This is a genomic window from Pseudomonas sp. C5pp, from assembly GCF_000814065.1.
Classification (GTDB): Bacteria; Pseudomonadota; Gammaproteobacteria; order Pseudomonadales; family Pseudomonadaceae; genus Aquipseudomonas; species Aquipseudomonas asiatica.
Map to the genome: position 1 here is coordinate 24714 of NZ_JWLN01000031.1, position 25615 is coordinate 50328.

General features: G+C 65.3%; 17 protein-coding genes. 9 read left to right on the forward strand and 8 right to left on the reverse strand.

The genetic code is table 11. From position 1 onward, the window contains the following. Nucleotides 1–91: 91 nt before the first annotated feature. Nucleotides 92–1585 carry an aldehyde dehydrogenase family protein gene (locus RR51_RS22110; protein ID WP_039614684.1) on the reverse strand — a complete coding sequence of 498 codons (1494 nt, stop codon included), beginning with the start codon at nucleotides 1583–1585 and terminating at the stop codon, nucleotides 92–94. Between the two features lie 436 nt (nucleotides 1586–2021). Between RR51_RS22110 and peaA the strand changes: the two genes are divergently transcribed. From peaA to RR51_RS22135, 5 genes are all read left to right on the forward strand, one after another. Beyond that, nucleotides 2022–3587 (forward strand): quinohemoprotein amine dehydrogenase subunit alpha, encoded by a 1566-nt coding sequence (gene peaA, locus RR51_RS22115; RefSeq protein WP_031325501.1) that lies wholly within the window; start codon nucleotides 2022–2024, stop codon nucleotides 3585–3587. A gap of 49 nt (nucleotides 3588–3636) precedes the next feature. Next, complete coding sequence (peaB, locus tag RR51_RS22120; protein WP_039614685.1) at nucleotides 3637–5067, forward strand: quinohemoprotein amine dehydrogenase maturation protein; 1431 nt, start codon at nucleotides 3637–3639, stop codon at nucleotides 5065–5067. A gap of 1 nt (nucleotide 5068) precedes the next feature. Then, nucleotides 5069–5392 carry a quinohemoprotein amine dehydrogenase subunit gamma gene (gene qhpC / locus RR51_RS22125; RefSeq protein WP_004375838.1) on the forward strand — a complete coding sequence of 108 codons (324 nt, stop codon included), beginning with the start codon at nucleotides 5069–5071 and terminating at the stop codon, nucleotides 5390–5392. A gap of 32 nt (nucleotides 5393–5424) precedes the next feature. After that, a complete protein-coding gene (gene peaD / locus RR51_RS22130; RefSeq protein WP_015270567.1) occupies nucleotides 5425–6546 on the forward strand; it encodes a quinohemoprotein amine dehydrogenase subunit beta in 1122 nt (373 codons plus the stop codon). A gap of 138 nt (nucleotides 6547–6684) precedes the next feature. Beyond that, the gene (locus RR51_RS22135) at nucleotides 6685–8358 is read left to right on the forward strand and encodes a fatty acid CoA ligase family protein (RefSeq protein WP_039614686.1); all 1674 of its coding nucleotides are present in this window, start codon (nucleotides 6685–6687) and stop codon (nucleotides 8356–8358) included. Between the two features lie 218 nt (nucleotides 8359–8576). Here the strand turns inward: RR51_RS22135 and mobA are convergent, their stop codons facing one another. From mobA to RR51_RS22150, 3 genes are all read right to left on the reverse strand, one after another. After that, the gene (gene mobA / locus RR51_RS22140; RefSeq protein ID WP_039614687.1) at nucleotides 8577–9152 is read right to left on the reverse strand and encodes a molybdenum cofactor guanylyltransferase MobA; all 576 of its coding nucleotides are present in this window, start codon (nucleotides 9150–9152) and stop codon (nucleotides 8577–8579) included. A 61-nt stretch (nucleotides 9153–9213) separates the two neighbouring features. After that, entirely contained in the window at nucleotides 9214–12342 is a 3129-nt protein-coding gene (locus RR51_RS22145; RefSeq protein ID WP_015270564.1) for an efflux RND transporter permease subunit, read from the reverse strand. 11 nt (nucleotides 12343–12353) lie between these two features. Next, nucleotides 12354–13529: an efflux RND transporter periplasmic adaptor subunit gene (locus RR51_RS22150; RefSeq protein ID WP_039614688.1), complete on the reverse strand. Its 1176-nt coding sequence runs from the start codon at nucleotides 13527–13529 to the stop codon at nucleotides 12354–12356. A 272-nt stretch (nucleotides 13530–13801) separates the two neighbouring features. On the opposite strand from RR51_RS22150, the gene RR51_RS22155 reads away from it, so the two are divergent. Then, a complete protein-coding gene (locus tag RR51_RS22155; RefSeq protein WP_003259958.1) occupies nucleotides 13802–14503 on the forward strand; it encodes a response regulator transcription factor in 702 nt (233 codons plus the stop codon). Between the two features lie 6 nt (nucleotides 14504–14509). Next, nucleotides 14510–15808 carry an ATP-binding protein gene (locus tag RR51_RS22160; RefSeq protein WP_039614689.1) on the forward strand — a complete coding sequence of 433 codons (1299 nt, stop codon included), beginning with the start codon at nucleotides 14510–14512 and terminating at the stop codon, nucleotides 15806–15808. A 113-nt stretch (nucleotides 15809–15921) separates the two neighbouring features. Here RR51_RS22160 and RR51_RS22165 read toward each other — a convergent pair whose 3' ends face one another. The 4 genes from RR51_RS22165 to nfrB form a co-directional block, all read right to left on the reverse strand. Then, nucleotides 15922–17013 carry a GGDEF domain-containing protein gene (locus RR51_RS22165; RefSeq protein ID WP_039614690.1) on the reverse strand — a complete coding sequence of 364 codons (1092 nt, stop codon included), beginning with the start codon at nucleotides 17011–17013 and terminating at the stop codon, nucleotides 15922–15924. Nucleotides 17014–17152: 139 nt separating this feature from the next. Further along, complete coding sequence (locus RR51_RS22170; RefSeq protein WP_039614691.1) at nucleotides 17153–17992, reverse strand: DUF4434 family protein; 840 nt, start codon at nucleotides 17990–17992, stop codon at nucleotides 17153–17155. After that, nucleotides 17992–20997: a phage receptor gene (locus RR51_RS22175; protein WP_039614692.1), complete on the reverse strand. Its 3006-nt coding sequence runs from the start codon at nucleotides 20995–20997 to the stop codon at nucleotides 17992–17994. The genes RR51_RS22170 and RR51_RS22175 overlap by 1 nt, the downstream gene beginning before the upstream one ends. Further along, on the reverse strand, nucleotides 20994–23168 hold the full coding sequence (nfrB, locus tag RR51_RS22180) for a cyclic di-3',5'-guanylate-activated glycosyltransferase NfrB (RefSeq protein WP_013972834.1): 2175 nt from the start codon (nucleotides 23166–23168) through the stop codon (nucleotides 20994–20996). Before nfrB ends, RR51_RS22175 begins: the two co-directional genes overlap by 4 nt. A 193-nt stretch (nucleotides 23169–23361) precedes the next feature. On the opposite strand from nfrB, the gene RR51_RS22185 reads away from it, so the two are divergent. Then, the gene (locus RR51_RS22185; RefSeq protein WP_003259966.1) at nucleotides 23362–23793 is read left to right on the forward strand and encodes a PACE efflux transporter; all 432 of its coding nucleotides are present in this window, start codon (nucleotides 23362–23364) and stop codon (nucleotides 23791–23793) included. Nucleotides 23794–23974: 181 nt separating this feature from the next. Further along, a complete protein-coding gene (ilvA, locus tag RR51_RS22190; RefSeq protein ID WP_082044740.1) occupies nucleotides 23975–25534 on the forward strand; it encodes a threonine ammonia-lyase, biosynthetic in 1560 nt (519 codons plus the stop codon). The last annotated feature ends 81 nt before the right edge of the window (nucleotides 25535–25615 follow it).

Sequence of the window (25615 nt, forward strand, 5' to 3'; positions counted from 1 at the left end):
ACCCGCTCCCACAAGGACCCCACAGTGTTCAGGCCTGTGATGATCCTGTAGGAGCGGGTTTACCCGCGAAAGGGCCGGTACAGGAAAATGATCAGAGCTTGATCAACACCGATTTCAGCTCGGTGTAGTGCTCGATGGCAGCCGCCCCCATCTCACGGCCGACGCCGGACATCTTGTAGCCGCCAAACGGCAAGGCAGGGTCGAGGGCGCTGTGGCAGTTGACCCACACCGACCCCGACTTGATGCGCGGGATCATCCGGTGCACGGCGGCCAGGTCGTTGGACCAGATGCTCGCACCCAGGCCATAGGGGTTGTCGTTGGCCATGCCGATCACTTCGTCGATGTCATCGAACGGCATCGCCACCAGCACCGGCCCGAAGATCTCTTCCTGCACCAGGCGGTGGTGCTGATCGACATCGACGATCACTGTCGGCTTGACGAAGTAGCCAGGCCCGAAGCCTTCGCCACCACAGGCGATGGTCGCGCCCAGCTCGCGGCCAAGCTCGATGTAGCCGGTGACGCGGTCCTGCTGCTTGGCCGAGATCAGCGGGCCCATCTGCACCGCAGGGTCCAGGCCGCTGCCCAGCTTCATGCCGTTGGCGATGCCGGCGATGTCGGCCACCACGTTGTCGAAGTGCTTGCGGTGCACGTACAGGCGGGACCCGGCGCAGCACACCTGGCCCTGGTTGAAGAAGATCGCCGTGGCCGCGCCGGCGGCGGCTTCCTGCAGGTTGGCGTCGGGCATGACGATGGTCGGCGACTTGCCGCCGAGTTCCAGGGTGACGCGGGTCATGTTGTCCATGGCTGCCTTGCCGATCAGCTTGCCGACCTCGGTGGAGCCGGTGAAGGTCAGCTTGTCCACGCCGGGGTGGCGGCTGAGTGCGGCGCCGGCGTTCAGGCCGGTGCCGGTGACCACGTTTAACACGCCCGCCGGGTAGCCGGCTTCGTCCACCAGTTCAGCCAGCTTGAGCACGCTCAGCGGTGTTTCGTCTGCGGGCTTGAGCACGACGGTGCAACCGGTAGCCAGGGCCGGGCCGAGCTTCCAGCAGGCCAGCAGCAACGGGAAGTTCCAGGCGACGATGGCGCCGACCACGCCCACTGCCTCGCGCCGCACGAAACCATGGAACTGGTCGTTGGGCATCAACGGCATCGAGGCTTCGACGGTGCTACCCTCGATCTTGGTGGCCCAGCCGGCCATGTAGCGCAGGAAGTCGATGGCCAGTTGCACGTCCATCACCTGGGCAACGGCGGCGCTCTTGCCGTTGTTCAGGCATTCCAGTTCGGCCAGCTGGCGGGCGTCGCGCTCCATCAGGTCGGCCAGGCGCCACAGCAGGTTCTGCCGTTCGCGTGGGCGCAGGCGGCTCCACGGCGAATCATCGAAGGCCTGGCGAGCGGCGCGCACGGCGCGGTCGACATCTTCGGCCTCGGCGGCGGGCACTTCACCCAGTACCTCGCCAGTGGCCGGGTTGCGGAACGACAGGGTTCGACCGCTGGCGGCGTCCTGCCAGTCGGCGCCGATGCGCATCTTCAGCTTGCGTTCGAGAAAGGCGCGGGTGGCGGGCAGGATGGGCAGTTCGGAAAGCATGGGACGGTGCCTCTTGTCATTGGATGTGACAGGCATAGGCGCAATGGGCGTGCCAAGGTCGGTAGATGGCCGCAAGCCGTTGAACGGGTTGGGTTTTGTCCTGGTGCAAGGTTGGGATTGCAGGGCTGCGCTGTTGCACATTGAGACGGTGTGAGACGGTGGTGAAACAGTAAAAGCGGGGGCCGCTGTGCGGCCCTTTCGCGACACAAGGCCTGCGCAGCAGGCCCAGTGTCTCAAGGTGAAACACTCAGTCGCGGAATGGGACGCTCAAAGAAGCTGTCCTTGCATTGCCATTATCCGGTAATTGTCCTCAATGGCTTGATTTAAAACACTTTTACAGCACCTGGCACAGTTCCTGTATCGCAACCGTCACATGCACACCTGCTGTACCAAAGCGTGCGAAAACGATAAGAACAACAACCGTGGAGGTCTGACCTTGAAGACGACTCGACTCCGGCGGCATGCGGGCAAACTGGCGCTGGTCGCCGCCGCGCTGCTGAGCACCCAGGCCATGGCGGCCGAGCAGGGCCCGAGCCTGTTGCAGAACAAGTGCATGGGGTGCCATATCCCCGAAGGCAACGACACCTACAGCCGTATCAGCCACCAGCGTAAGACGCCGGAAGGCTGGCTGATGAGCATCGCCCGCATGCAGGTGATGCACGGCCTGCAGATAAGCGACGACGACCGCCGCACCCTGGTCAAGTACCTGGCCGACAAGCAGGGCCTGGCGCCCAGCGAAACCGATGGCGTGCGGTATGCCATGGAGCGCCGGCTGAACACCGTCGAGCAGTTCGACACCCAGCTCAGCGAAACCTGTGGCCGTTGCCACTCCGGTGCCCGTGTCGCCTTGCAGCGGCGCCCGGCCAAGGAGTGGGAGCACCTCGTCAACTTCCATCTCGGCCAGTGGCCGTCCCTCGAATACCAGGCCCAGGCGCGTGACCGCGACTGGCTGCCGATCGCCCTGCAGCAAGTGGTGCCCGACCTGGCCAAGCGCTACCCGCTGGAAAGCGCGGCGTGGGCCGAATGGCAGAAGGCCAGGCCCAAGGCCGATGCGCTGCCGGGTCAGTGGGCATTCAGCGGCCACATGCTGGCCAAGGGCGATGTGCGCGGGGTGATGAGCGTCACGCCTGACCAGGGTGACACCTTCAAGGTCGAGGTCAAGGGCGCTTATGCCGACGGCACGCCGTTCAATGGCAGCGGTTCGGCGATCCTCTACAACGGCTATGAATGGCGTGGCAACGTCAAGGTCGGCGACGCCAACCTGCGCCAGGTGTTCGCCGCGCTGGATGGCGAAATGAAGGGCCGCATGTTCGAGGCCGAGCACGACGAGCGTGGCCTGGACTTCACCGCAGTGAAGGAGGGCAAGGCGCGCCTGCTGGCGGTGCAACCGGCATTCATCAAGGCCGGTGGCGAAAGCGAGATCACCCTGGTCGGCAGCGGCCTGGCCGGCAAACCGGACCTGGGCGCTGGCGTGGAAGTGACCGAGGTGCTGGAGCAGACCCCGACCCTGGTACGGGTGAAGGCCCGCGCCGCGGCCGATGCCAAACCAGGCCAGCGCGAAGTCGCCATCGGGGCGCTCAAGGGCGTCAACCTGGCGGTGTACGACAAAGTCGAGGAAGTGAAAGTGGTGCCGGCGTTCTCTATCGCCCGCATCGGCGAAAACGGTGCCTCGGTGCCCAAGGTGCAGGGCCGCTTCGAGGCCGAAGCCTGGGGCAAGGACGCCAATGGCCAGCCGCTGCGCATCGGCTACCTGCCGGCCAGCTGGAAGGTCGAGCCGTTCAACGAGCGTGCGGTCGAGGACGAAGACGTCAAGTTCGCCGGGAAGATGCAGGCCGATGGCGTGTTCGTGCCAGGCGGTGCCGGCCCCAACCCGGAGCGCAAGATGATGACCAACAACGCCGGCAACCTGAAGGTCATCGCCACCCTGGCCGACGGTGGCCAGACTGGCGAGGGGCACATGATCGTCACCGTACAGCGCTGGAACAACCCGCCGCTGCCGTAACGGCAGGGGGCTTACGGTTTTCCAACGGATCGATTATCGGGAGGTCGCCATGGGCGCGCTACTGAACCTGGTCGAACGCAACCTGCATGAAGTGCAGGTCGACGCCGACCGCATGCTGTTCCATATCCCCAGCAGTTCGCTGTTCACCGCCGACGCGGTGACCGGCGGCATCATCGACACCCTGCGCCAGCAAGGCTGCTCGGCCGAGGAGCTGATGCAGCGCCTTGGCCAGCAGTTTGCCGGCAGCGATATCCAGGACACCCTGCGCGAGCTGATCGCGCTGGAACTGGTCAGCGACGGCTCGCCGCTGACCCCGGAAATCGCCCTCAAGCAGGTCGAGCGCACGGCGCTGAACACCGTGGTGCTCAACGTCAACACCGGCTGCAACCTCAGCTGCACCTACTGCTACAAGGAAGACCTGGACAAACCGTCCGCGGGCAAGAAGATGAGTACTGCCACCGCCGAGGCTTCGGTGGAGATGCTGCTCAAGGAGTCGCCCGACGAGCAGCGCTACAGCGTGGTGTTCTTTGGTGGCGAGCCGCTGTCCAACCGGCCACTGATCGAGCACATGGTCGCCTACTGCGAGCGGCGCTTCGCCGAGGCGGGCAAGCAGGTGGAGTTCATCATGACCACCAATGCCACCTTGCTCAACGAAGAGATCGTCGACTGGCTCAATGCCCATCGCTTCGGCCTGTCGATCAGCATCGACGGCCCCAAGACCGTGCACGACCGCAACCGCATCACCGTGGGCGGGCAGGGCACCTATGACGTGGTGCGGCGCAAGGTCGACATGCTGCTGTCGCGCTACCACAGCCGCCCGGTGGGCGCACGGGTCACGCTGACCCGTGGCATCACCGACGTCGAGACCATCTGGAACCACCTGTTCAACGAACTGGGCTTCGCTGAAGTCGGCTTTGCCCCGGTCACCTCCGGCGACATGGCCAACTTCAACCTCACCGGCGAAGAGCTGGTTCAGGTGTTCGCCAACATGAAGGCGCTGGGCCGGCGTTACCTGGAGGCTGCGCTGGAGCACCGCAACATCGGTTTCTCCAACTTGCACCAGCTGATCACCGACATCCACGAAGGCCACAAGAAGGCCCTGCCGTGCGGCGCCGGGCTGAAGATGCTGGCCGTGGACCATGAGGGCGAGCTGAACCTGTGCCACCGCTTCACCGGCTCCAGCCTGCCGACCTTCGGCAATGTGCACCAGGGCGTGAAGCAGGCGCAGCTCAACGACTTCCTGTCGCAGCGCCTGGACCGCAGCAACACCGGCTGCGACAGCTGCCGCATCCGCAACCTGTGCTCCGGCGGCTGCTACCACGAAAGCTATGCCCGCTATGGCGACCCGCAGCACCCGACCTACCACTATTGCGAACTGATGCGCGACTGGGTCGACTTCGGCATCGAAGTCTACAGCCGCATCATGGCCGCCAACCCGGCCTTCATCGATCGCTACATCACCCCGCGGAAGGCGCACTGACATGAAGCACTTGAAGCCCCTGAACAACAAGGCGCGCATCCTCGAGCAGGCCGCCGCCGAAGACCGCGTCGAAGAAGTCATGGCCATGAGCGCAGTGGCGGGCTGCACCGCCACCACCGACCCGGGCTGGGAAGTGGACGCCTTTGGTGGCGTGAGCTCGCTGTGCCAGCCGATGGAGGCCGACCTGTATGGCTGCTCCGACCCTTGCTGGTGGCCGGCCCAGGTGCCGGACATGATGAGCACCTACCAGGACTGGAACGCCCAGGCGAGCAACTCGGCGGAAGACTGGCGCAACCTCGGCACCGTGTTCCCGAAAGACAAGTGACCGGCCCAACAAGAATGACAAGGGGAAACCGCATGAAAGCTGGACGCTGCGCGTCACTCGCGCTCACCATCGCCGCCACGGCCTGTGCCGGGCTGGTACAGGCCGCCGACACCGGGCCGGCGCTGAAGGCTGGCCACGAATACATGATCGTGACCAACTACCCGAACAACCTGCACGTGGTCGATGTGGCCAGTGACACGGTGTACAAGAGCTGCGTGATGCCCGACAAGTTCGGCCCCGGCACCGCGATGATGGCGCCGGACAACCGCACCGCCTACGTGCTCAACAACCACTACGGCGACATCTACGGCATCGACCTGGACACCTGCAAGAACACCTTCCACGCCAACCTGTCCAGTGTGCCGGGTGAGGTGGGCCGGTCGATGTACTCGTTCGCCATCAGCCCGGACGGCAAGGAAGTGTACGCCACGGTCAACCCGACCCAGCGCCTGAACGACCACTACGTGGTCAAGCCACCGCGGCTGGAGGTGTTCAGCACCGCCGATGGCCTGGAGGCCAAGCCGGTGCGCACCTTCCCGATGCCGCGCCAGGTGTACCTGATGCGTGCGGCGGACGATGGCAGCCTGTACGTCGCCGGGCCGGACATCTACAAGATGGACGTGAAGACCGGCAAGTACACGGTGGCCTTGCCGCTGCGCAACTGGAACCGCAAAGGCTACAGCGCCCCGGACGTGCTGTACTTCTGGCCGCACCAGAGCCCGCGCCACGAGTTTTCGATGCTGTACACCATTGCCAGGTTCAAGGATGACAAGCAGGACCCGGCCACCGCCGATCTGCTGTATGGCTACCTGAGCGTCGACCTGAAGACCGGCAAGACCCACACCCAGGAGTTTGCCGACCTGACCGAGCTGTACTTCACCGGGCTGCGTTCGCCGAAAGACCCGAACCAGATCTACGGCGTGCTCAACCGCCTGGCCAAGTACGACCTCAAACAGCGCAAGCTGATCAAGGCGGCGAATCTGGACCACACTTACTACTGCGTGGCCTTCGACAAGAAAGGCGACAAGTTGTACCTGGGCGGCACCTTCAACGACCTGGCGGTGTTCAACCCGGATACGCTGGAGAAAGTGAAGAACATCAAGTTGCCGGGTGGGGACATGTCCACCACCACGCCGCAGGTGTTCATCCGTTAAACCGGTGTTGCTTTCTTCGCGGGTAAACCCGCTCCTACAAGGATCTCCACAGGGGCTGAATGTGGTGCGGTCCCTGTGGGAGCGGGTTTACCCGCGAAGAGGCCCGCTCAATCAACACAAGAACAACAAGAGACCGCCATGCCCCAGCCAAGCTACTCCCAGGGCAACCAGGACAAACCCCTGCTTACCCAGTGCATCGGCGACGCCTTCGACACCACCGTCGCCCGCTTCCCCGACCGTGACGCCCTGGTCGTCCGCCACCAGGCCCTGCGCTACACCTGGCAGCAGCTGGCCGACGCCGTCGACCAGCACGCCCGTGCGCTGATGGCCCTGGGCGTGCAGCCCGGTGACCGCCTCGGCATCTGGGCACCCAACTGCGCAGAGTGGTGCATCACCCAGTTCGCCAGCGCCAAGGTGGGCGCGATCCTGGTCAACATCAACCCGGCCTACCGCTCCAGCGAACTGGACTACGCCCTCGGCCAGTCCGGCTGCCGCTGGGTGATCTGCGCCGACGCGTTCAAGACATCCGACTACCACGCCATGTTGCTGGGCCTGGTTCCGGGCCTGGCCAGCAGCCAGCCGGGCGCCCTGATCTGCGAACGCTTCCCCGAACTGCGCGGTGTTGTCAGCCTGGCCGCCGCGCCACCGGCGGGCTTTCTCGCCTGGCACCAACTGCAGGGCCGTGCCGCGGCTGTCAGCCGCGAAGCCTTGGCCGAGCGCCAGGCACAGCTGCGCTGCGACGACCCGATCAATATCCAGTACACCTCGGGCACCACCGGTTTCCCGAAAGGCGCCACCCTCAGCCACAGCAACATCCTCAACAACGGCTACATGGTCGGTGAAAGCCTGGGCCTGACCGAGCATGACCGGCTGGTGGTGCCGGTGCCGCTGTACCACTGCTTCGGCATGGTCATGGCCAACCTCGGCTGCATGACCCACGGCAGCACCCTGATCTACCCCAACGACGCCTTCGACCCATTGGCCACCCTGCGTGCGGTGGCGGAAGAAAAGGCCACTGCCTTGTACGGTGTGCCGACCATGTTCATTGCCGAACTGGACCACCCGCAGCGTGACGAGTTCGACCTGTCCAGCCTGCGCACCGGGATCATGGCCGGCGCCACCTGCCCGATCGAAGTGATGCGCCGGGTTATCGGCGAGATGCACATGGCCGAGGTGCAGATTGCCTACGGCATGACCGAAACCAGCCCGGTGTCGCTGCAGACCGGCGCCAGCGACGACCTGGAGCGCCGCGTGACCAGCGTCGGGCGCACCCAGCCACGGCTGGAGAACAAGGTGATCGATGCCGATGGCAACACGCTGCTGCGTGGTGAGATCGGCGAGCTGTGCACGCGGGGTTACAGCGTGATGCTGGGCTACTGGAACAACCCCAAGGCCACGGCCGAAAGCATCGATGAGGACGGCTGGATGCACACCGGCGACCTGGCGGTGATGGACGAGCAGGGCTATGTGCGTATTGTCGGGCGCAGCAAGGACATGATCATTCGCGGCGGCGAGAACATCTACCCGCGCGAGCTGGAGGAGTTCTTCTTCACCCACCCGGCGGTGGCCGATGTGCAGGTGATTGGCGTGCCGTGCAGCAAGTACGGTGAAGAGATCGTGGCCTGGGTGCGGCTGCACCCGGGGCATACGGCCAGCGCGGAGGAGCTGCACGAGTGGGCGAAGGCGCGGATCGCGCACTTCAAGGTGCCGCGGTACTTCCGCTTTGTCGATGAGTTCCCGATGACGGTGACCGGCAAGGTGCAGAAGTTCCGCATGCGCGAGATCAGTGTCGAGGAGCTGTCTGCCGGGTGAGGTGTCGCCTGTGCTGGCCTCTTCGCGGGTAAACCCGCTCCCACAGGTACTGCACAGGCCTCAAGGGCAGTGGAGAATCTGTGGGAGCGGGTTTACCCGCGAAGAGGCCAGTGCAGGCAGTAGATGCTCCCCACAGGTCTCCAACGCCCTTGAGGCCTGTACAATACCTGTGGGAGCGGGTTTACCCGCGAAGAGGCCAGTACAGGCAGCAGATGACCTCAGCCTTGCAGCAACTCCGGGCTGTTGAAGTTGCTCAACCTGCGATCATCGTCGGCACATTCCAGCCCCTGCACCGCTTCACGCAGCAAGGCCTTCTGCAAACTCCGCTCGCCCGCCGCCCAGGCCTGCTCCAGCACCGGCAACACCCGGCGTGGCAGCACGCTGAACATCGGCTGCCAGTACCCACCCTGGCGCACCATGGCCGCGCTGTCACTGGTCACCGCCAGGTGCAGCAGGTCCTCGATCAACCCCCGGTCAACCAGCGGCGCATCACAGGCCAGCAGCACTACCCATTCATGCCGCGCCACCTTGAGCCCGGCAATCACCCCCGCCAACGGCCCGGGGTAGTCCGCCTCGGCATCGCCCACCAACTGGTCGGCATACGCTTGGTAGGCCTGCTGGTTACGGTTGCAGGAAATCACCAGGTCATCGCTGAGCGGCCGTACCACCCGCTGCACATGCGCCACCAGCGGTTCGCCCTGCCAGTCGACCAGGCCCTTGTCGCGGCCGCCCATGCGCTGGCCGCGGCCACCGGCGAGAATGAGGATGGAGCAGGGGGGCAGGGCATCAGGCATGAAAAAGGGTTCCGGGCAGTCAATGCCGGGAACCCTCCCATTTCACGCGGGGCTTGTCCAGTCAGCTGTCGCTGGTCACGGCCTGCGTGTCGGCATTACCCGCCTGGCGTCGCCCGGCAAGGCGCATCACCACCACGAAGAACACCGGCACGAACACCACGGCCAGGGTGGCGCTGAGCATGCCGCCGATCACCCCGGTACCGATCGCCTTCTGGCTGGCCGAGCTGGCGCCGCTGGCAATGGCCAGCGGCACCACGCCGAGGATGAACGCCAGCGAGGTCATCACGATCGGCCGCAGGCGCAGGCGCGCAGCCTGCACGGCGGCGTCAGCGGCATCGACGCCCTGGTCGACCAGGCTCTTGGCGAACTCGATGATCAGGATGGCGTTCTTCGCCGACAGGCCGATCAACGTGATCAGGCCGACCTTGAAGAACACGTCGTTGGGCATGCCGCGCAGGGTCACCGCCAGCACCGCACCGAGCACGCCCAGCGGTACTACCAGCAGTACTGCGGTGGGGATCGACCAGCTTTCGTACAGCGCTGCCAGGCACAGGAACACCACCAGCAACGACAGCGCCATCAGCATCGGTGCCTGGCTGCCGGACAGCCGCTCCTGCAGCGACAGGCCAGTCCATTCCAGGCCGGCACCGGCCGGCAGCTGGGCCACCAGGCGCTCGATTTCGGCCATGGCTTCGCCCGAACTGTAGCCGGCTGCCGGTTCGCCGGAAATCGACACCGCCGGGTAGCCGTTGTAGCGGGTCAGCTGCACCGGGCCGCTGACCCACCTGGCCTGGACGAAGGCGCCCAGTGGCACCATCTTGCCGCTGTCGTTGCGCACGTGGATCTTCAGCAGGTCTTCGACCTGGCTGCGCTGGTCGCCTTCGGCCTGCACCACCACCCGCTGCATGCGGCCCTGGTTGGGGAAGTCGTTGACGTAGCTGGAACCCACGGCCACGTCCAGCACCGAACCGATATCGGCAAACGATACGCCCAGGGCGTTGGCCTGGCGGCGGTCGATTTCCAGTTGTACCTGCGGGCTTTCCGCCAGCGAGGCTTCGCGCACGTTGGTCAGCACCTTGCTTTTGCCGGCATTTGCCAGCAGCTCGTCGCGGGCGGCCATCAGCTCGGCGTGGCCCATGCCGCCGCGGTCCTGTAGGCGGAACTCGAAGCCGGTCGACTCGCCAAGGCCGTCGATTGGCGGTGGCAGCACGGAATAGGCCACGGCGTCCTTGAGCTGGGTAAAGGCCATGGTCGCGCGGTCGGCGATCGACTGGGCGCTGTCGTCGGCACCGCGCTCGGACCAGTCCTTGAGCGTGGTGAAGGCCAGTGCCGCGTTCTGCCCGCTGCCCGAGAAGCTGAAACCCAGGATCAAGGTGGTGTTACCCACGCCGGGCTCTTCGGCGTTGTGCGCCTCGATCTGTGCCGCCACCTGTTCGGTGCGCATGCGGCTGGCGCCTGGCGGCAGCTGGATGTCGGTGATGGTGTAGCCTTGGTCTTCGGTGGGCAGGAACGCCGTGGGCAGCTGGCTGAAGCCATAGCCCAGCACTGCCAGCAGCAACGCATATACCAGCAGGTAGCGGCCGCTGCGCTTGAGCGCCTGCACCACCCAGCGCTGGTAACCGTTGCTCATGCCCTCGAAGCGCCGGTTGAACCAGCCGAAGAAGCCCTTGCGTTCGTGGTGCTCGCCCTTGGCCACCGGCTTGAGCAGGGTGGCACACAGCGCCGGGGTCAGGCTGAGGGCGAGAAACGCCGAGAACAGGATCGACACTGCCATCGACAGCGAGAACTGCTGGTAGATCACCCCCACCGAGCCTTGCATGAAGGCCATGGGCAGGAACACCGCCACCAGCACCAGGGTAATGCCGACGATCGCGCCGCTGATCTGGCCCATGGCCTTGCGCGTGGCCTCCTTGGGCGGCAGGCCTTCCTCGGCCATGATCCGCTCGACGTTTTCCACCACCACGATGGCATCGTCGACCAGGATGCCGATGGCCAGCACCATGCCGAACAGGGTCAGCACGTTGACCGAGAAGCCCATGGCCAACATCACGGCGAAGGTGCCCATCAGGGCCACCGGCACCACCAGGGTCGGGATCAGGGTGTAGCGCAGGTTCTGCAGGAACAGGAACATCACCGCGAACACCAGCAGCATGGCTTCGAACAGGGTGTTGATGACTTGCTCGATCGACACCTTGACGAATGGCGAGGTGTCGTAGGGGATGTCGTACTTGACGCCTTCGGGGAAGTAGCGCGCCAGGTCCTGCATCTTCGCCCGCACCAGGGTGGCGGTTTCCATGGCGTTGGCGCCCGGCGACAGCTGCACGCTGAAGGCGGTGGCCGGCTTGCCGTTCAGGCGCGTGCCGTACTGGTATTCCTGGGCACCGATCTCGACCCGGGCGACATCGCCGATGGTCACCGTGGAACCGTCCGGGTTGGCACGCAGGACAATCCCGGCGAACTCCTCGGGGGTGCTCAGCTGGCCCTTGACCACCACGTTGGCGGTGATTTCCTGAGTGCCACGGGTGGGCAGGTCACCAATGCTGCCGGGGGCCACCTGGGCGTTCTGCGCGGCGATGGCCTCGGCCACGTCGTTCGGCGTGAGGTTGAAGCCGATCAGCTTGCGCGGGTCGATCCAGATGCGCATGGCGCGTTCCGAACCGTACAGCTGGGCCTTGCCGACGCCCTTGAGGCGGCGGATTTCGTCCATCACGTTGCGCGCAAGGATATCCGACAGGGCGGTTTCGTCGAGCTTGCCATCTTCGGAGGTGAGGGTGGCCAGCAGCAGGAAGCCGGTGGAGACCTTTTCCACCTGCAGGCCTTGCTGGGTTACCGGGCGCGGCAGGCGCGACTCGACCACCTTCAGGCGGTTCTGCACGTCGACCTGGGCCAGGTCCGGGTTGGTGCCCGGGGCGAAGGTGGCGGTGATGGTGGCGCTGCCCAGGCTGCTTTGCGACTCGAAGTACAGCAGGTTGTCGGCGCCGTTGAGCTCCTGCTCGATCAGGCTGACCACGCTCTCGTCCATGGTCGCCGCCGAAGCGCCCGGATACACGGCGTAGATTTCCACCTGCGGCGGGGCCACGTTGGGGTACTGGGCCACTGGCAGTTGTGGGATGGCCAGGGCACCGGCCAGCAGGATGAACAGGGCGACCACCCAGGCGAATACCGGGCGGTCGATGAAGAATTGCGGCATGAATCAGGCCCTCACTGGCCAGTGTGCTGTGCGATGGGCGATGCCCCTGATGCTTTGTCGACCTGCACCTGGTCACCGGCCTTGACGTGTTGCAGGCCCTCGACCACCACCCGCTCGCCGGGGGCCAGGCCTTCGCTGACGATCCAGCGGTCGCCCTGGGCGCTGCCCAGTACTACCTGGCGGTCGCTGACCCGGGCCTGCGGGTCGACCACCAGCACCTTGGGCACGCCAGCGCTGTCGCGCAGGATGGCGCGCTGCGGCACGCTCAGGCCCTTGGGCTGCACGGCCTGCTCCAGGCGCACGCGCACGTAGCTGCCGGGCAGCAGGTCGAGGTCCGGGTTGGGGAACTCACTGCGCAGGGTGATCTGGTTGGTGCTGGGGTCGACGCTGATGTCGGAGAACAGCAGTTTGCCCGGCAACGGGTAGGTGCTGCCATCGTCCTGGATCAGCGTGGCCCGGGCTTGGCCGTCGCCCACCTGCTGCAGCTCGCCGGCACGCATGGCGCGGCGCAGGGCGTTGAGCTCGCGGGTCGACTGGGTGACATCGGCGTGGATCGGGTCCAGCTGCTGGATGGTCGCCAGGGGTGTGGTCTCGTTCTGCCCGACCAGCGCACCTTCGGTGACCTGGGCGCGGCCGATACGGCCGGAAATCGGCGCGGTCACGGTGGCGTAGCCGAGGTTGAGGCGGGCGCGTTCCAGGGCGGCCTTGGCCTCGGCCACTGCGGCATCGGCCTGCAGGTAGCTGGCCTTGGCGTTGTCGTATTCCTGGCGGCTGACGGCCTTGTCGTCGACCAGCTCGCGGTAGCGCTGCTCCTGCAGGCGTGCCTGGTACAGGGTGGCCTCGGCCTTGGCCAGGGTGGCGCGGGCGCTGTCGTGGTCGGCCTTGAACGGTGCCGGGTCGATCAGGAACAGCACATCGCCCTGCTTGACGTCGCTGCCTTCGCGGTACACCCGCTTGAGCACAACGCCCGCGACACGTGCTCGCACTTCGGCGGTGCGCGGCGCGAGGATACGGCCGCTGAGCTCACTGCTGATGGCCAGTGGCTGCAGTTGCAGGGTTTCCACCCGCACTTGCGGGGTGGGGGCCTGTTCTTCCTGTTCGGCGCTGTCGTCGCAGCCGGCCAGGGACAGGCTCAGGAACGCCAGAAGCGCCAACGGGCGCAAGCGTGGGGGGAGGGTAGTAGACATACGGATCTTCCGATGATGACCGCCGGTATGCTACGGCAGGCGTTCCTTGCGTGGCTGTTAATACCTGTAGGACGAGTGTGAAAAAGTGTGAAGAACAATCCTCTCGACCTGTAGGGTTCTATATTCTGCGTGTACCTGTACCGGCCTCTTCGCGGGTAAACCCGCTCCCACAGGGACCGCACAGCATCTGGAACCTGTGCAGTCCCTGTGGGAGCGGGTTTACCCGCGAAGAGGCCGGCAAGGCCTACCACAACCCAGACTTCCAAGCACCTATGCCGAATATTTTCCTGGTCGAAGACGACAGCGCCCTGTCCGAACTGATCGCCAGCTACCTGCAACGCAACGACTTCCATGTCCAGGTGATCGCCCGTGGCGATCATGTGCTTGACGAGTACCGCCGGCAAAAGCCCGACCTGGTCATCCTCGACCTGATGCTGCCGGGCATCGACGGCCTGCAGCTGTGCCGCCTGCTGCGCCAGGAGTCGCAGGGCCTGCCGATCCTGATGCTGACCGCCCGCGACGACAGCCACGACCAGGTCCTGGGCCTGGAAATGGGCGCCGACGACTACGTGACCAAACCCTGCGAACCGCGTGTACTGCTGGCCCGCGTGCGTACCCTGCTGCGTCGCAGCAGCGTCAACGAGCCGCGCCTGGACAACGACCTGATCCTGATCGGTGGCCTGCGCATCGACCTGGCCGAGCGCACCGTGAGCTGGCGTGGCGAAGAGGTGGAGCTGTCCAGCGGCGAGTACAACCTGCTGGTGGTACTGGCGCGCAATGCCGGCGAAGTGCTGAACCGCGACCGCATCCTGCAGCAACTGCGGGGTATCGAGTTCAACGGCACCGACCGCTCGGTGGACGTGGCCATCTCCAAGCTGCGGCGCAAGTTCGACGATAACGCCGGCGAAGCGCGCAAGATCAAGACCGTGTGGGGCAAGGGCTACCTGTTCAGCCGTGTCGAGTGGGAGTGCTGACCGTCCATGCTGAAGATTCTGGTGCGGCTGTACCTGGTGATCATCGTTGCCTATGCCGGTGCACTGTTGTTCATTCCCGACACCATCGTCGGCCTGTTCCAGGACCGCTTCATGGCCTACAACCTGGACCAGGCCAAGGGTGTGCAGGCGCTGATCGTGCGCCAGTTCCGCCAGGCCCCGCGCGAGCAGTGGCCGGCGGTGGAGCAAGAGCTGGCCAGTGATTTCGCGCCGCTGGAACTGCAACTGCTGCGCATGGACCAGGCCGACCTGAGCGAGGACGAGCAGGCGCGCCTGGAGCACGGCCTGTACGCCGTGCGCATCGCCGAATGGGGCTACTACGAAACCGTGCTGGCGCCGCTGGACAAGGAATGGCTGGTGCGCCTGCACTCACCGCCAGACCCACTGGATATCAACGTGCTGTCGTGGGGCGTGACCGTACTGATCGGTGCAGCCATGCTCGGTTGCCTGCTGCTGTGGGTATGGCCGCACTGGCGCGACCTGGAGCGCCTCAAGGAAACCGCCCGGCGCCTGGGCCAGGGGCAGATGGCCGAGCGTACGCACATCTCGCCGCACTCCAACATCGGTGAACTGGCCGGGGTGTTCGACACCATGGCCAGTGACCTGGAACGCCACGTGAACCAGCAGCGCGAGCTGCTCAATGCGGTGTCGCACGAGTTGCGCACGCCGTTGACCCGGCTGGACTTCGGCCTGGTGCTGCTGTTCGACGAAGTGCCGCCGGCCAGCCGCAAGCGCCTGCTGGAGCTGGTGGGGCATGTGCGTGAGCTGGATGAGCTGGTGCTGGAGCTGTTGTCCTACAGCCGGCTGTACAACGCCGATCAGGCCCGCGAGCGTGTCGAGGTCTCGTTGCTGGAGCTGGTCGACAGCGTGCTCGGCGGCTTTGCCGAGGAGCTCGATGGCCGGGGTATCCAGTGGGAGGTGCGGGCCGAGGGGGATTTGCCGCGTTTTGTGCTGGACCCACGGCTGACGGCACGGGCGGTGCAGAACCTGGTGCGCAATGCCATGCGTTACTGCGACGAGAGCCTGTTGCTGCGCTTGCGCCTGGAAGACGATGGCGCCTGCCTGGTGACGGTGGAGGATGACGGGATCGGTATTCCGGTGGAGGAGCGCGAGCGGATTTTCCAGCCGTTCTACCGCCTGGACCGTAGCCGTGACCGCAATACCGGCGGGTTTGGCCTGGGCTTGGCGATCAGCCGACGGGCGATCGAGGGGCAGGGTGGCACCTTGACCGTGGCGCAGTCGGCGCTGGGTGGCGCGCAGTTCCGGATTCGCTTGCCTGCCGGGTGATGGGGTGCCTGTGCCGGCCCTTTCGCGGGTGAACCCGCTCCTACAAGGGCCGTACAGATTCAAACTGTGGAGCACCTGTGGGAGCGGGTTTACCCGCGAAAGGGCCGGGCCTGCTAATCACTTTCTGCCAGCCGGGCAGACCACAGCACAAACCGGTCCTTGCCACTGTGCTTGGCCTCGTACAGCGCCTGGTCGGCGCGCACCAGCGCCGTGGTCAGGCTGTCGCCCTGGTCCACCCGGGCCAGGCCAATGCTGATGGTTACCGGGTGTTCGCCAACATCTTCACGTACTCGTTGGCACAGCGCCGCCACTCGTTGCTCGGCGCCTTGCTGGTCCAGCCCCTGGAAAAAGATCGCGAATTCCTCACCACCCAGTCGGGCAAACTCGTAACCGGTCATGCTCGCCTTGATATGCAGGGCCACGCGCTTGAGTACTTCATCGCCCACGTCATGGCCAAAACGGTCATTCACCCGCTTGAAGTTGTCGATGTCGATCATCGCCAGGTACTGCTCGGCCGTGGCCAGGCGTAGCTGGTGGCCGGCCTGGGTCATGAACGAGCGGCGGTTGGGGATTTCGGTCAGGGCATCGACATAGGCCTGGTCCAGCAGCACCTTGGACAGGTAGAAATTGTGCAGCTTGGCCTTGCGCATCTGCAGGTAGCTGTAGATGACCAGGCCGCTGAGGAACACCGCGTAGCTGATCAGCATGGCGCCTTCGAGTTCGTCCGGCCCGATACGGGTGTGGTAGAAAGGGTTGAGCACCACCCAGGTGATGGCCATGGCGCAGAAGAACGACCAGCGCCGCACCGGTAGCACCGAAACGGCATACAGCACGGTGGACACCCCGAGCACCAGCCATACCGGGCGCTGGGCCACCGGGATGCCTTCGATCACCAGGCGCATGCCCAGGGTGATGGCGGCGATGAACAGCAGGTTGAGTACATCGAAGTGATGGCTGCGACGGGTGAACCGCAGTACCACGGTGAGGCTGCCGAGCAGGGTGATGAACAGATAGGACAGCCAGGTGAAACCCTGGCCGCCGAGGAAGCTGACGATCAGGTCGAAGACCAGCCAGATCAGGATGCTGACGCAGAATACCAGCAGGCAGAACGGGCGCATGACCTCGAATTCGTGCTGGCGGAATTCGGCGCGCAGGGCGGCGGGGGCGACCTGTTTGCGAACGTGGGCTTCGACGGTCTTGAACATGCGGGCTCCTGGGCGTACTGCATTACCAGGCCTGGCCCCTTCGCGGGTAAACCCGCTCCCACAGGTCTTCCACAGCGTTGGAAATCTGTGCTGTCCCTGTGGGAGCGGGTTTACCCGCGAAGAGGCCAGGCCTGGAGACTCAATTGGTGGGCAGAACACCCCGGGCCCATGGCCGGTAACGCAGGTCGAACACCGCCTCGGCATGGCACCCGCCGCCCAGCTTCGGCTGGGCAGGCTCAGCCCGAAACGCCTGGCCTGGCGCGCTCACCTGGCGGAACGCCTCGCGCACCACGCCAACCCGGCACGGCAAGGCCTGCTCGTAACCCTGGCGCACCAACGCGGGCAAGCGTCCGGTCCCGGTGCCATCCTGCCACCACACAGTCAAGCCCAACCCGGCCAGTTGATCCAGCCATGCGGCATTGACCCGCGGTGAGAGTTTGCCAGCGCTGAAAGCGCTGATGTGCAAAGGCTTGTCCAGTTGCCGGTTGAAGGCCTGCAACTGGCTGTGCAGGGCATCCCGGCGCTCGGCCTCGCGAAAGTGATGGTCGTCCAGCTCCATGGGCAGGTACCAGCCGTCCACCGGCAACTGCCACGCCTGGCGCAGTTGCTGATACTGGCTGAGCGAGCGCCCCAGCTGCGCCTTCCAGTAACTGTTCAGGCCTTCACCGTCCAGCTCGTCGATGCGCTGGTAATAGGCCGGGTCCATGTACAGCCCCAGCACCAGTTGCAGGCCCTGGGCACGCGCGCTGCGCAGGCTGTCGGCCAGCCAGCCGCGGGCACCGCCGAAATCGCTGTCGCCATAGGCGCTCCACTGCACGATCAGGGTTTTGCCGCCCTGGGCCACGGTGGCATGCCACAGTTGCTGCCACTGGGCGGGGGTGACATTGGCGTCGCGGTTCAGGGGTTGGTAGAACAGGCGCTGGTCGGCGCTGGCTGGCAGGCACAGGGCAAGCAGGCAGAGGGCCAGGAACGTACGCATCAGAAGGTCATCTCCGCACCGACCAGCACGCCATTGGCGCGCTCGTATAGATTGCCGCCCAGCGATTGCTGGTACTCGGCACGCACTTTCAGCGAACCGCGGTAGGCGTTGTAGCGGTCATCATCGAACCACCACTGCCAGCGCACGCCCACACCGGCCCGAGCGTCCTGGCGCCAGTCGTTGCTCGGGTCCTGGCTGGAAAACTCGATAAAACCATAGGGCATGATGGTTTGCGGTGAGCTGCCCGGCAGCTTCCAGGCGTGGCCTTGCTGGTAGCGCGACAGCCAGGCGTGGTCGCCGGCACGGGTCCACCAGGCGGCGTCGAGGTAGAGGAAGCGTTCGTTCCAGTCGTCTTCATCGACCCGCCAGTCGTTGCGCCAGTCGCCCTGGTCGAGGAAAGAAGCGGTGGCCCGCAACAGCAGGTCGTTGCTCGATTCGGCGTGGTGGCGCAGGTCGCCCCAGTTGCCGCCGACCTTGGCGGGGCTAAGCAGTTGGCCCAGGCTCAGCCCGCGGTAGTGTTCCTCGTCGATCTGACGCTGGTGGTACAGCTCGGCATACAGGTTGAGGTTGGCCTGGCCGAATGGTTTGTAGCGCAGGCCGACACCGGTACCCATGCTTTGCGCGTAGTCGGTGCGGCTTTGCCCACCGAACAGCACGCGGCCATACACCGACAGGGTGCTGCCGTTGCGGCTGGGCTCCTCGCCCAGGGCATGGTCCCACATGGCCAGTTGCACGTTCTGCGATTGCGCGCGGCGCGAAGTGCCGCTGCGCTGGCCATTGTCGAGGAACTTGTCGTTGGTCGAGGTACCGGCCGGCGACCAGGTGCTGGCCAGGGTGATGGTGTCGCGCCGCGACAGGCTTTCGTGGGCGCGGCGCTGGCGGTACTTGCGCGCTTCCAGGCTGCCGTATTCGTCGTCGCCGTCGACCAGGTCCTGCTCCACAGCGAGGATGCGGCGCAGTTCGCGCCGCGCCGAAGCGCTGTCTTCGGCTTCGTCATAGCGCAAGGCCAGCGTCTCGCCAAGGCGGTAGTCCTCGGGGAAGTCGTGGGTGGCGCGTTCCAGGTAGGAAATCGACTGGCGGCGCTGGGCCTTGTCCGTCGAGCCGGCCAGGCGCATACCGTAGTCGGCCCGGTAGCGTGGCTGGTCGGGAGCCAGGCGCACGGCTTCTGCCAGCCAGGCGCTGCTCTGGGCACTGTCGCCAGCCAGTTGCGCGGTGCTGGAGGCCGCGTAGTAGTGGTCGGCCCGCGGGTTGTGTGCCAGGGCCTGGCGCTGGAAGCCCAGCGCCGCCTGGTAATCGCCTTGGCGCTGGGCGATGGCGGCACCCAAGGCCCAATCGTCGGCGCTATGGTGTGCGGCGGCGTCCCAATAGCGCCGGGCCGCTTGTGCGTCGTCGGCGTTCAACGCGCCGCGAGCGGCAGTGAGGCGGGCGTTGTCGGTCCAGGCGCTGTCGGGCTGGGTGCGCCAGATGGGCAGGGCCGCTTCGGAGTCGCCAGCGGCTTCCAGGGCATAGGCCAGGGGCAGGCGGCTCCCGCTGTCGCCCAGGCGCTCGGCGGCCTGGTAGTAGACCACCGCTTCGCCTGGCTGGTCGGGCATGGCGCAGCGGCCCAGGGCGCGGTACTGGCCAGGTTCGCTCGGGGTGGCCGGTACTGCCTGGCGCACGGCATCGCACTGGCCTGCCTCGGCAAGGCGGCCGAGCAACTGGGCCCGGGTACTGGCGTCGACCCGAGGGACCAGGCCGAGCATGCGGCGGGTGTCCAGCGGCCCGTCGTTACGTGCATACAGGTTGCCAAGGCGTTGCAGCAGCGACGGTGCAAGGCGGCCTTTGTGGCGGTCGTAGGCCTGCTCCAGCAATTGCCGGGCGTGTTCGTCATGGCCTTGCTGCATCAGCAGGAAGGTGGCTTGCTCCAGTGCGGCCATATCGCCGCTCTGTCGATAGCGTTGCTCCCATTCGGCGGCGGTACGTGGTTGCGGGGGCTGGGGCGGGTCGCCGTACAGGCGTTGCTTGAGCACGGCGTAGGCCTTGGGGTCAGTGCTTGCTGTGCAGCCCTTGAACTGCTCGCGCGCCAACTGCGGGTCGCGGCGCGACAGCCAGTCGACGGTTTCCAGGCAGGGGCGTTGCAGTTCGTTGCTCAGGCGCTGCACCAGCGGCGCCTCGTCGCCTGCGCGGGCCAGCTCCCACAGTTGCTGGCGCTGCTCGGGCTGGTTCAGCTGCTCGGCGGGCAGTGCCTGCAGCCAATACCGGGCCTGCTGGTTCTGGCCGACGGCGATGGCGCGGTTGGCCATGGCCAGGCGGGCCTGGTTGGCTGCTTCGGGGGAAGGGGCGCTGGGCAGCAGCGCGTTCAGCCCTTTTTCATCCACCTGCTGGATATAGGCATTGGCCAGGCGCTGCCAGTCTTGCGCAGGTAACTGGCCTTGGTCGGCCAGCGGCTGCAGCTGTTCGATGGTTTCCTTCCAGTTGCGCAGTTGCTCGGCGAAGTTGGCCCGGGCCAGGCGCAGCACTTGGCCGTTCCCCTGAGGCGGCAGATGGTTGAGCCAGTCCAGCGCCTTGGCGGCACCACCAAATTTGGCCAGGCTCAGGCTATAGGCCTGCCACAGGCGCACCCGGTGGGTGCCGTCGCTGTTGGCCAGCCATTGTTCCACCTGGCTGGCCGGCGGCGGGTCTTGTTCGATCCAGGTCAGGCGCAGTTCAAGCAGGGCGTTGGCGTATTCAGGGCTGTCGCCCAACTGTTCGGCGAGGGCTTCGGCCTCCTTGTAGCGGCGCTGGTGAGCCAGGGCCTCCACCAGCAGCGCACGGGCTTCGTCGTTGTTCGGCACCCGGCCTAGCACGTGGCGGGTCAGGCGTTCGACCTCGGGCCAGTTGTCCTTCTTCGCTTCGCGGTAGCTGCGCTCCATGAACGGGTAGCTGGTGAACCGCTGAAAGTCGGTCATCGGCGCCGAAGCGGCGCAGGGCAGTGCGGCGGAACACAGCAACAAGCCAGTGAAGGTGAGGGAAAAGCGCGGCTTCATGCCACCTCCCGGGTCAGGTCAAAGGCGGCCTGCTGTTCGCTGGCCTGTTCGATCAGGGCCTGCTGCAGCACCTGCTCGGTGATGATGCCGCGGGCGATCAGGTGCTCGCCGAGGCTCTGGTGTTCCGGGTCGAAGTCGATCAGCGCCTGGTTGAACAAAGTGACCGGGACCATGCCGCGCACCTGCAGCAGGGCGCCGAGCATTACCTGGTGATGGCTGACCTGTTCCAGCAGCACTTCGTCGTCCTGGTGGCGCTCGAGAATGGCCAGCATGTCGCGGGTTTCCGGCTTCTGCCAGGGGCTTGGGTAGTGGTAGCGCAGGCCCAGGGTCACCCGGCCCTGGGGCGCCAGGCGGGCGCTGACCGGGCGCTTCAGGTGGCGGCTGATTACCCCCAGCGACACCTGGCTGACCGGGCTTTCGCTGGCCAGTACCAGCGTGTCGCCGTCTTCGGCCACGGGCAGCACGCCGTAGTGCGTAGCCAGCTTGCGTGGCAGTTTGGCGATCAGCTGCGGGTCGAGCTTGAACGGGTTCAGCGGCGCCCAGGGCAGGTCCATCTGCTCGGCCAGGGTGGCGACCAGCTGTTCGCTGTTCAGCCAGCCGCGCAGCAGCAGCTCGCGGCCCAGGCGCCGGCGTACCGGGCTGGTGATCGCCTGTTGCAGCTGTTCGTCGCTGATCAGGCCCTTGGCCACCAGGCGCTGACCCAGCGGCGTGCGGGCGGGGGCAGCGATGGCGGGGAATTCGTGGGTGGTCTTGTCCCAGGCCACGCGCCGCGAGTCACCCATTTCCATCACCTGGCGCAGGGCACGCAGGTTGGCGAAGAAGTTGACGAAGTTGCTCCACATCATCCGCGGTGCCGACAGCAGCCCTTCGCCGATGCCATAGAAGCGGGTGACGAACCAGGCGCGCTGGAACAAGCGGTTGAACAGCATCAGCCCGTTCAGCCACAGCAAGGTGGTCAGCAGCCAGCTGTCGCTGAGGATCGACATGAAGCGCCACGACTCTGGCGCAATCACCGTGACCAGCCACATGGCCAGCAACACCAGCAGCAACAGGTTGACCAGGAAACTCAGCAGGTAGGCGAACAGGCCGCGGCGGTCGCGCCAGAGGAAGTAGTTGAGCGCGCCCTTGCGACTCCAGCCGAGGTTGCTGGTGCCCTGGAACACGATGCCGACGATCCACCGCGACTTTTGCCGGATGGCATGCTGCCAGTCGCGCGGGAAGTGCTCGCGCACGCAGATCACCTGGGAAAATTCGCGGCTCATGCCCGGGCGCCATTCCTGCTTCAGGGTCAGCGCCGGGTCGGTGATGGAGTAGCGGGCGAAAATGCACTTCATGCCCTTCTGCTTCAGGCGGAAGCCAATGTCGTAGTCTTCGGTGAGGCTCTGTACGTCGAAGGCGATGCCGTCGCCGTCCTCGAGCAGCGCGCTGATGGCGCGGCGGCTGAAGCAGGTGCCGACCCCGGCGCTGGGCACCTGGCCGGTCAGGGCCTCGCGCACGATCACGTCCTTGCCGTGGTTTTCGGCGAACTCATCGACATAGTGGCCGGCGGTGAAGCCTTTCCATTCCGGTGCGTAGGGGTAGACCGGGATCTGGATCATGTCCTTGTTCGGCAGCAGGTAGTTGAACAGGCGCAGCTCCATGGGCGAGATCACGTCTTCGGCGTCGTGCAGGATGAAACCGGCAAACTCGATGCCGGCGTCCTGCTGGAAGCGCAGCAGCGCGTCGATGATGTTGTTCAGGCAGTCGGCCTTGCTGGTGGGGCCGGGGCGGGCGCAGACCACCTTGTGCACGTTGGGGTAGTGCAGGCACACAGCGTCGACATCGGCCTGGGTTTGCGGGTCGTTGGGGTAGGTGCCGACGAAGATCTGGTAGTTCTCGTAGTCGATGGTCGAGGCAGCCAGGCGCGCCATCTCGCCCACCACGCCCACTTCGTTCCAGGCCGGGACCATGATGGCCAGCGGTTTCTCCGGTACCTCGAACAGGCGTTTTTCGTCGGCTTTCTCGTACTTGTCGTAGATGCGAAAGCGCCGGATCAGCTTGCGGCCCCAGTAGCACAGGTCGATGAACAGATCATCCAGACCCAGCAGGAACATCAGCGAGGCCAGGATGATCGCGAGGATCTTCAGGCCGAACAGCACGTAGGTGAGGAAGTCGATGAATACCAGGCTCATTTGCCGGTCACCGACAGGAAGGGGTGGGCCATCGTCTTTATCCTCGTTCGATTCCCTGGACGAAGTTGTACGACTTGCTGCCGTTTGTACTGGATAGATACAAGCAGCCGAACGCGGGGTTGTCCAAATTTCAGGCTTTTTCTTGTGGGCCACTTCTTGTAGTTTTACAGGTCGTTTACCCAGGGAGCTGAACATGCAAGGCAAGGCACGCAAGATCGTCCAGGCCATCCTTTACGAGGCCATCGCCGTCGCCTGCGTGGCGCCCGCGCTGGAGCTGGCGTTCGGTGCCGGCATGGCGCAGTCGACCGTGCTGTCGGTGCTGATGTCGGGCATCGCGATGAGCTGGAACATGGCCTACAACTGGGTGTTCGAACGCTGGGAAGCGCGCCAGCACAGGCGTGAGCGCACGTTCCTGCGGCGCCTGCTGCATGCGCTGGGCTTCGAGGGCGGGCTGGTGCTGATCCTGCTGCCGCTGGTGGCGTACTGGCTGGATGTCAGCCTGTGGGCGGCGTTGCTGACCAACCTGGCGTTGTTCGTGTTTTTCTTCGTTTATGCGTTTGTCTTCCAGTGGGGCTTCGACAAGGTATTCGATGTGCCGCTTTCGGCGCAGCAGGCCAAGTGTTGACTTTGTGCTGCGCTACCGGCTAAGTTCCTACCCCATGAAAACTTTCCAGCACGTCAACGCCATTATTATTACCGCCATTATCAGTTTGGCGGGCTAGCGCGTACGTGCACCGAACCCGCCCTGGAGGCGGGTTTCTTCTCTCTGACTCCTGGGCAACGTGAACACAGCCAAGGAGTCATCGATGACCAGCTTCGTCAGCCCTCGTTCTACCGTCACCCCCCAGCAACTGCTGTCGGAGCAGGTGCGGCGCATTCTTGCCGCCCCGGTGTACGACCTGGCCATCGAAACGCCTTTGCAAGCTGCGCCTGCGTTGTCTGCCAGCCTGGGCAACCAGGTATTGCTGAAGCGGGAAGACCTGCAGCCTACCTTTTCGTTCAAGATCCGCGGTGCGTATACCCGCCTGTCACGGCTGAGTACCGTGCAGCGCGAGCGCGGGGTGATCACCGCTTCTGCGGGCAACCATGCCCAGGGCGTGGCCCTGGCGGCATCGCACCTGGGCATGAAGGCCACCATCGTCATGCCTACCACCACGCCGTCGCTGAAGGTGGAGGGTGTACGCTCGCGCGGTGGTCATGTAGTACTGCACGGCGAGAGCTTCCCCCATGCCTTGGCCCATGCGCTGAAACTGGCCGACAGCGAAGGCGCCACCTTCGTGCCACCGTTCGACGACCCGGATGTGATCGCCGGGCAGGGCACCGTGGCCATGGAAATCCTGCGCCAGCGCCCGGGTGCGCTGGACGCCATCTTCGTGCCAGTGGGCGGTGGTGGTCTGATTGCGGGTATTGCCGCTTATGTGAAGTACCTGCGCCCGGAGGTGAAGGTGATCGGCGTCGAGCCGGAGGACTCCAACTGCCTGCAGGCTGCCATGGCGGCCGGTGAGCGGGTGATCCTGCCGCAGGTCGGCACCTTCGCAGATGGCGTGGCGGTAGCGCAGATCGGCGCCCATTGCTTCGAGTTGTGCCGGCACTTCGTTGATGAAGTGGTGACTGTGAGCAGCGACGAGCTGTGCGCGGCGATCAAGGACATCTACGACGATACCCGCTCGATCACCGAGCCGTCAGGCGCCCTGGCCGTGGCGGGGATCAAGAAATATGTGGCGCGCGACGGCGTGCAGGGGCAGACCCTGGTGGCCATCGACTCCGGGGCCAACGTCAATTTCGACCGCCTGCGCCATGTGGCGGAGCGTGCCGAACTCGGCGAGCAGCGCGAGGCGATCATCGCTGTCACCATTCCGGAGCAGCCGGGCAGCTTCCGCGCCTTCTGCCAGGCCCTGGGCAAGCGGCAGATCACCGAGTTCAACTACCGCTATTACCCTGGCAAGGAGGCGCGGCTGTTCGTTGGGGTGCAGACACACCCACTACACGACCCGCGTGAGCAGTTGCTGGCCAGCCTGCGTGAGCAGGGCTACAGCGTGCTGGACCTGACCGACAACGAACTGGCCAAGCTGCATGTGCGCCATACCGTTGGCGGTCATGCCGCGCCCGGGGCTGACGAGCGGGTGCTGCGCTTCGAATTCCCCGAGCGCCCGGGGGCTTTGCTGGGCTTTCTGGAGCGGCTTGGCAAGCGCTGGAATATCAGCTTGTTCCATTACCGCAACCATGGCGCGGCAGAAGCACGGGTATTTGCGGCGCTGGAAGTACCGGTGGATGAGTTGGCGGGGTTGCCGCTGGCGCTGGATGAGATGGGGTACCGTTACTGGGATGAGACCGACAATCCGGCGTACAAGCTGTTCCTGGGTTGATACGCAAACCTCATGCAGCCTGTACGGGCCTCTTCGCGGGCACGCCCGCTCCCACAGGGACGGCGCATGGCTTGAGGTTGT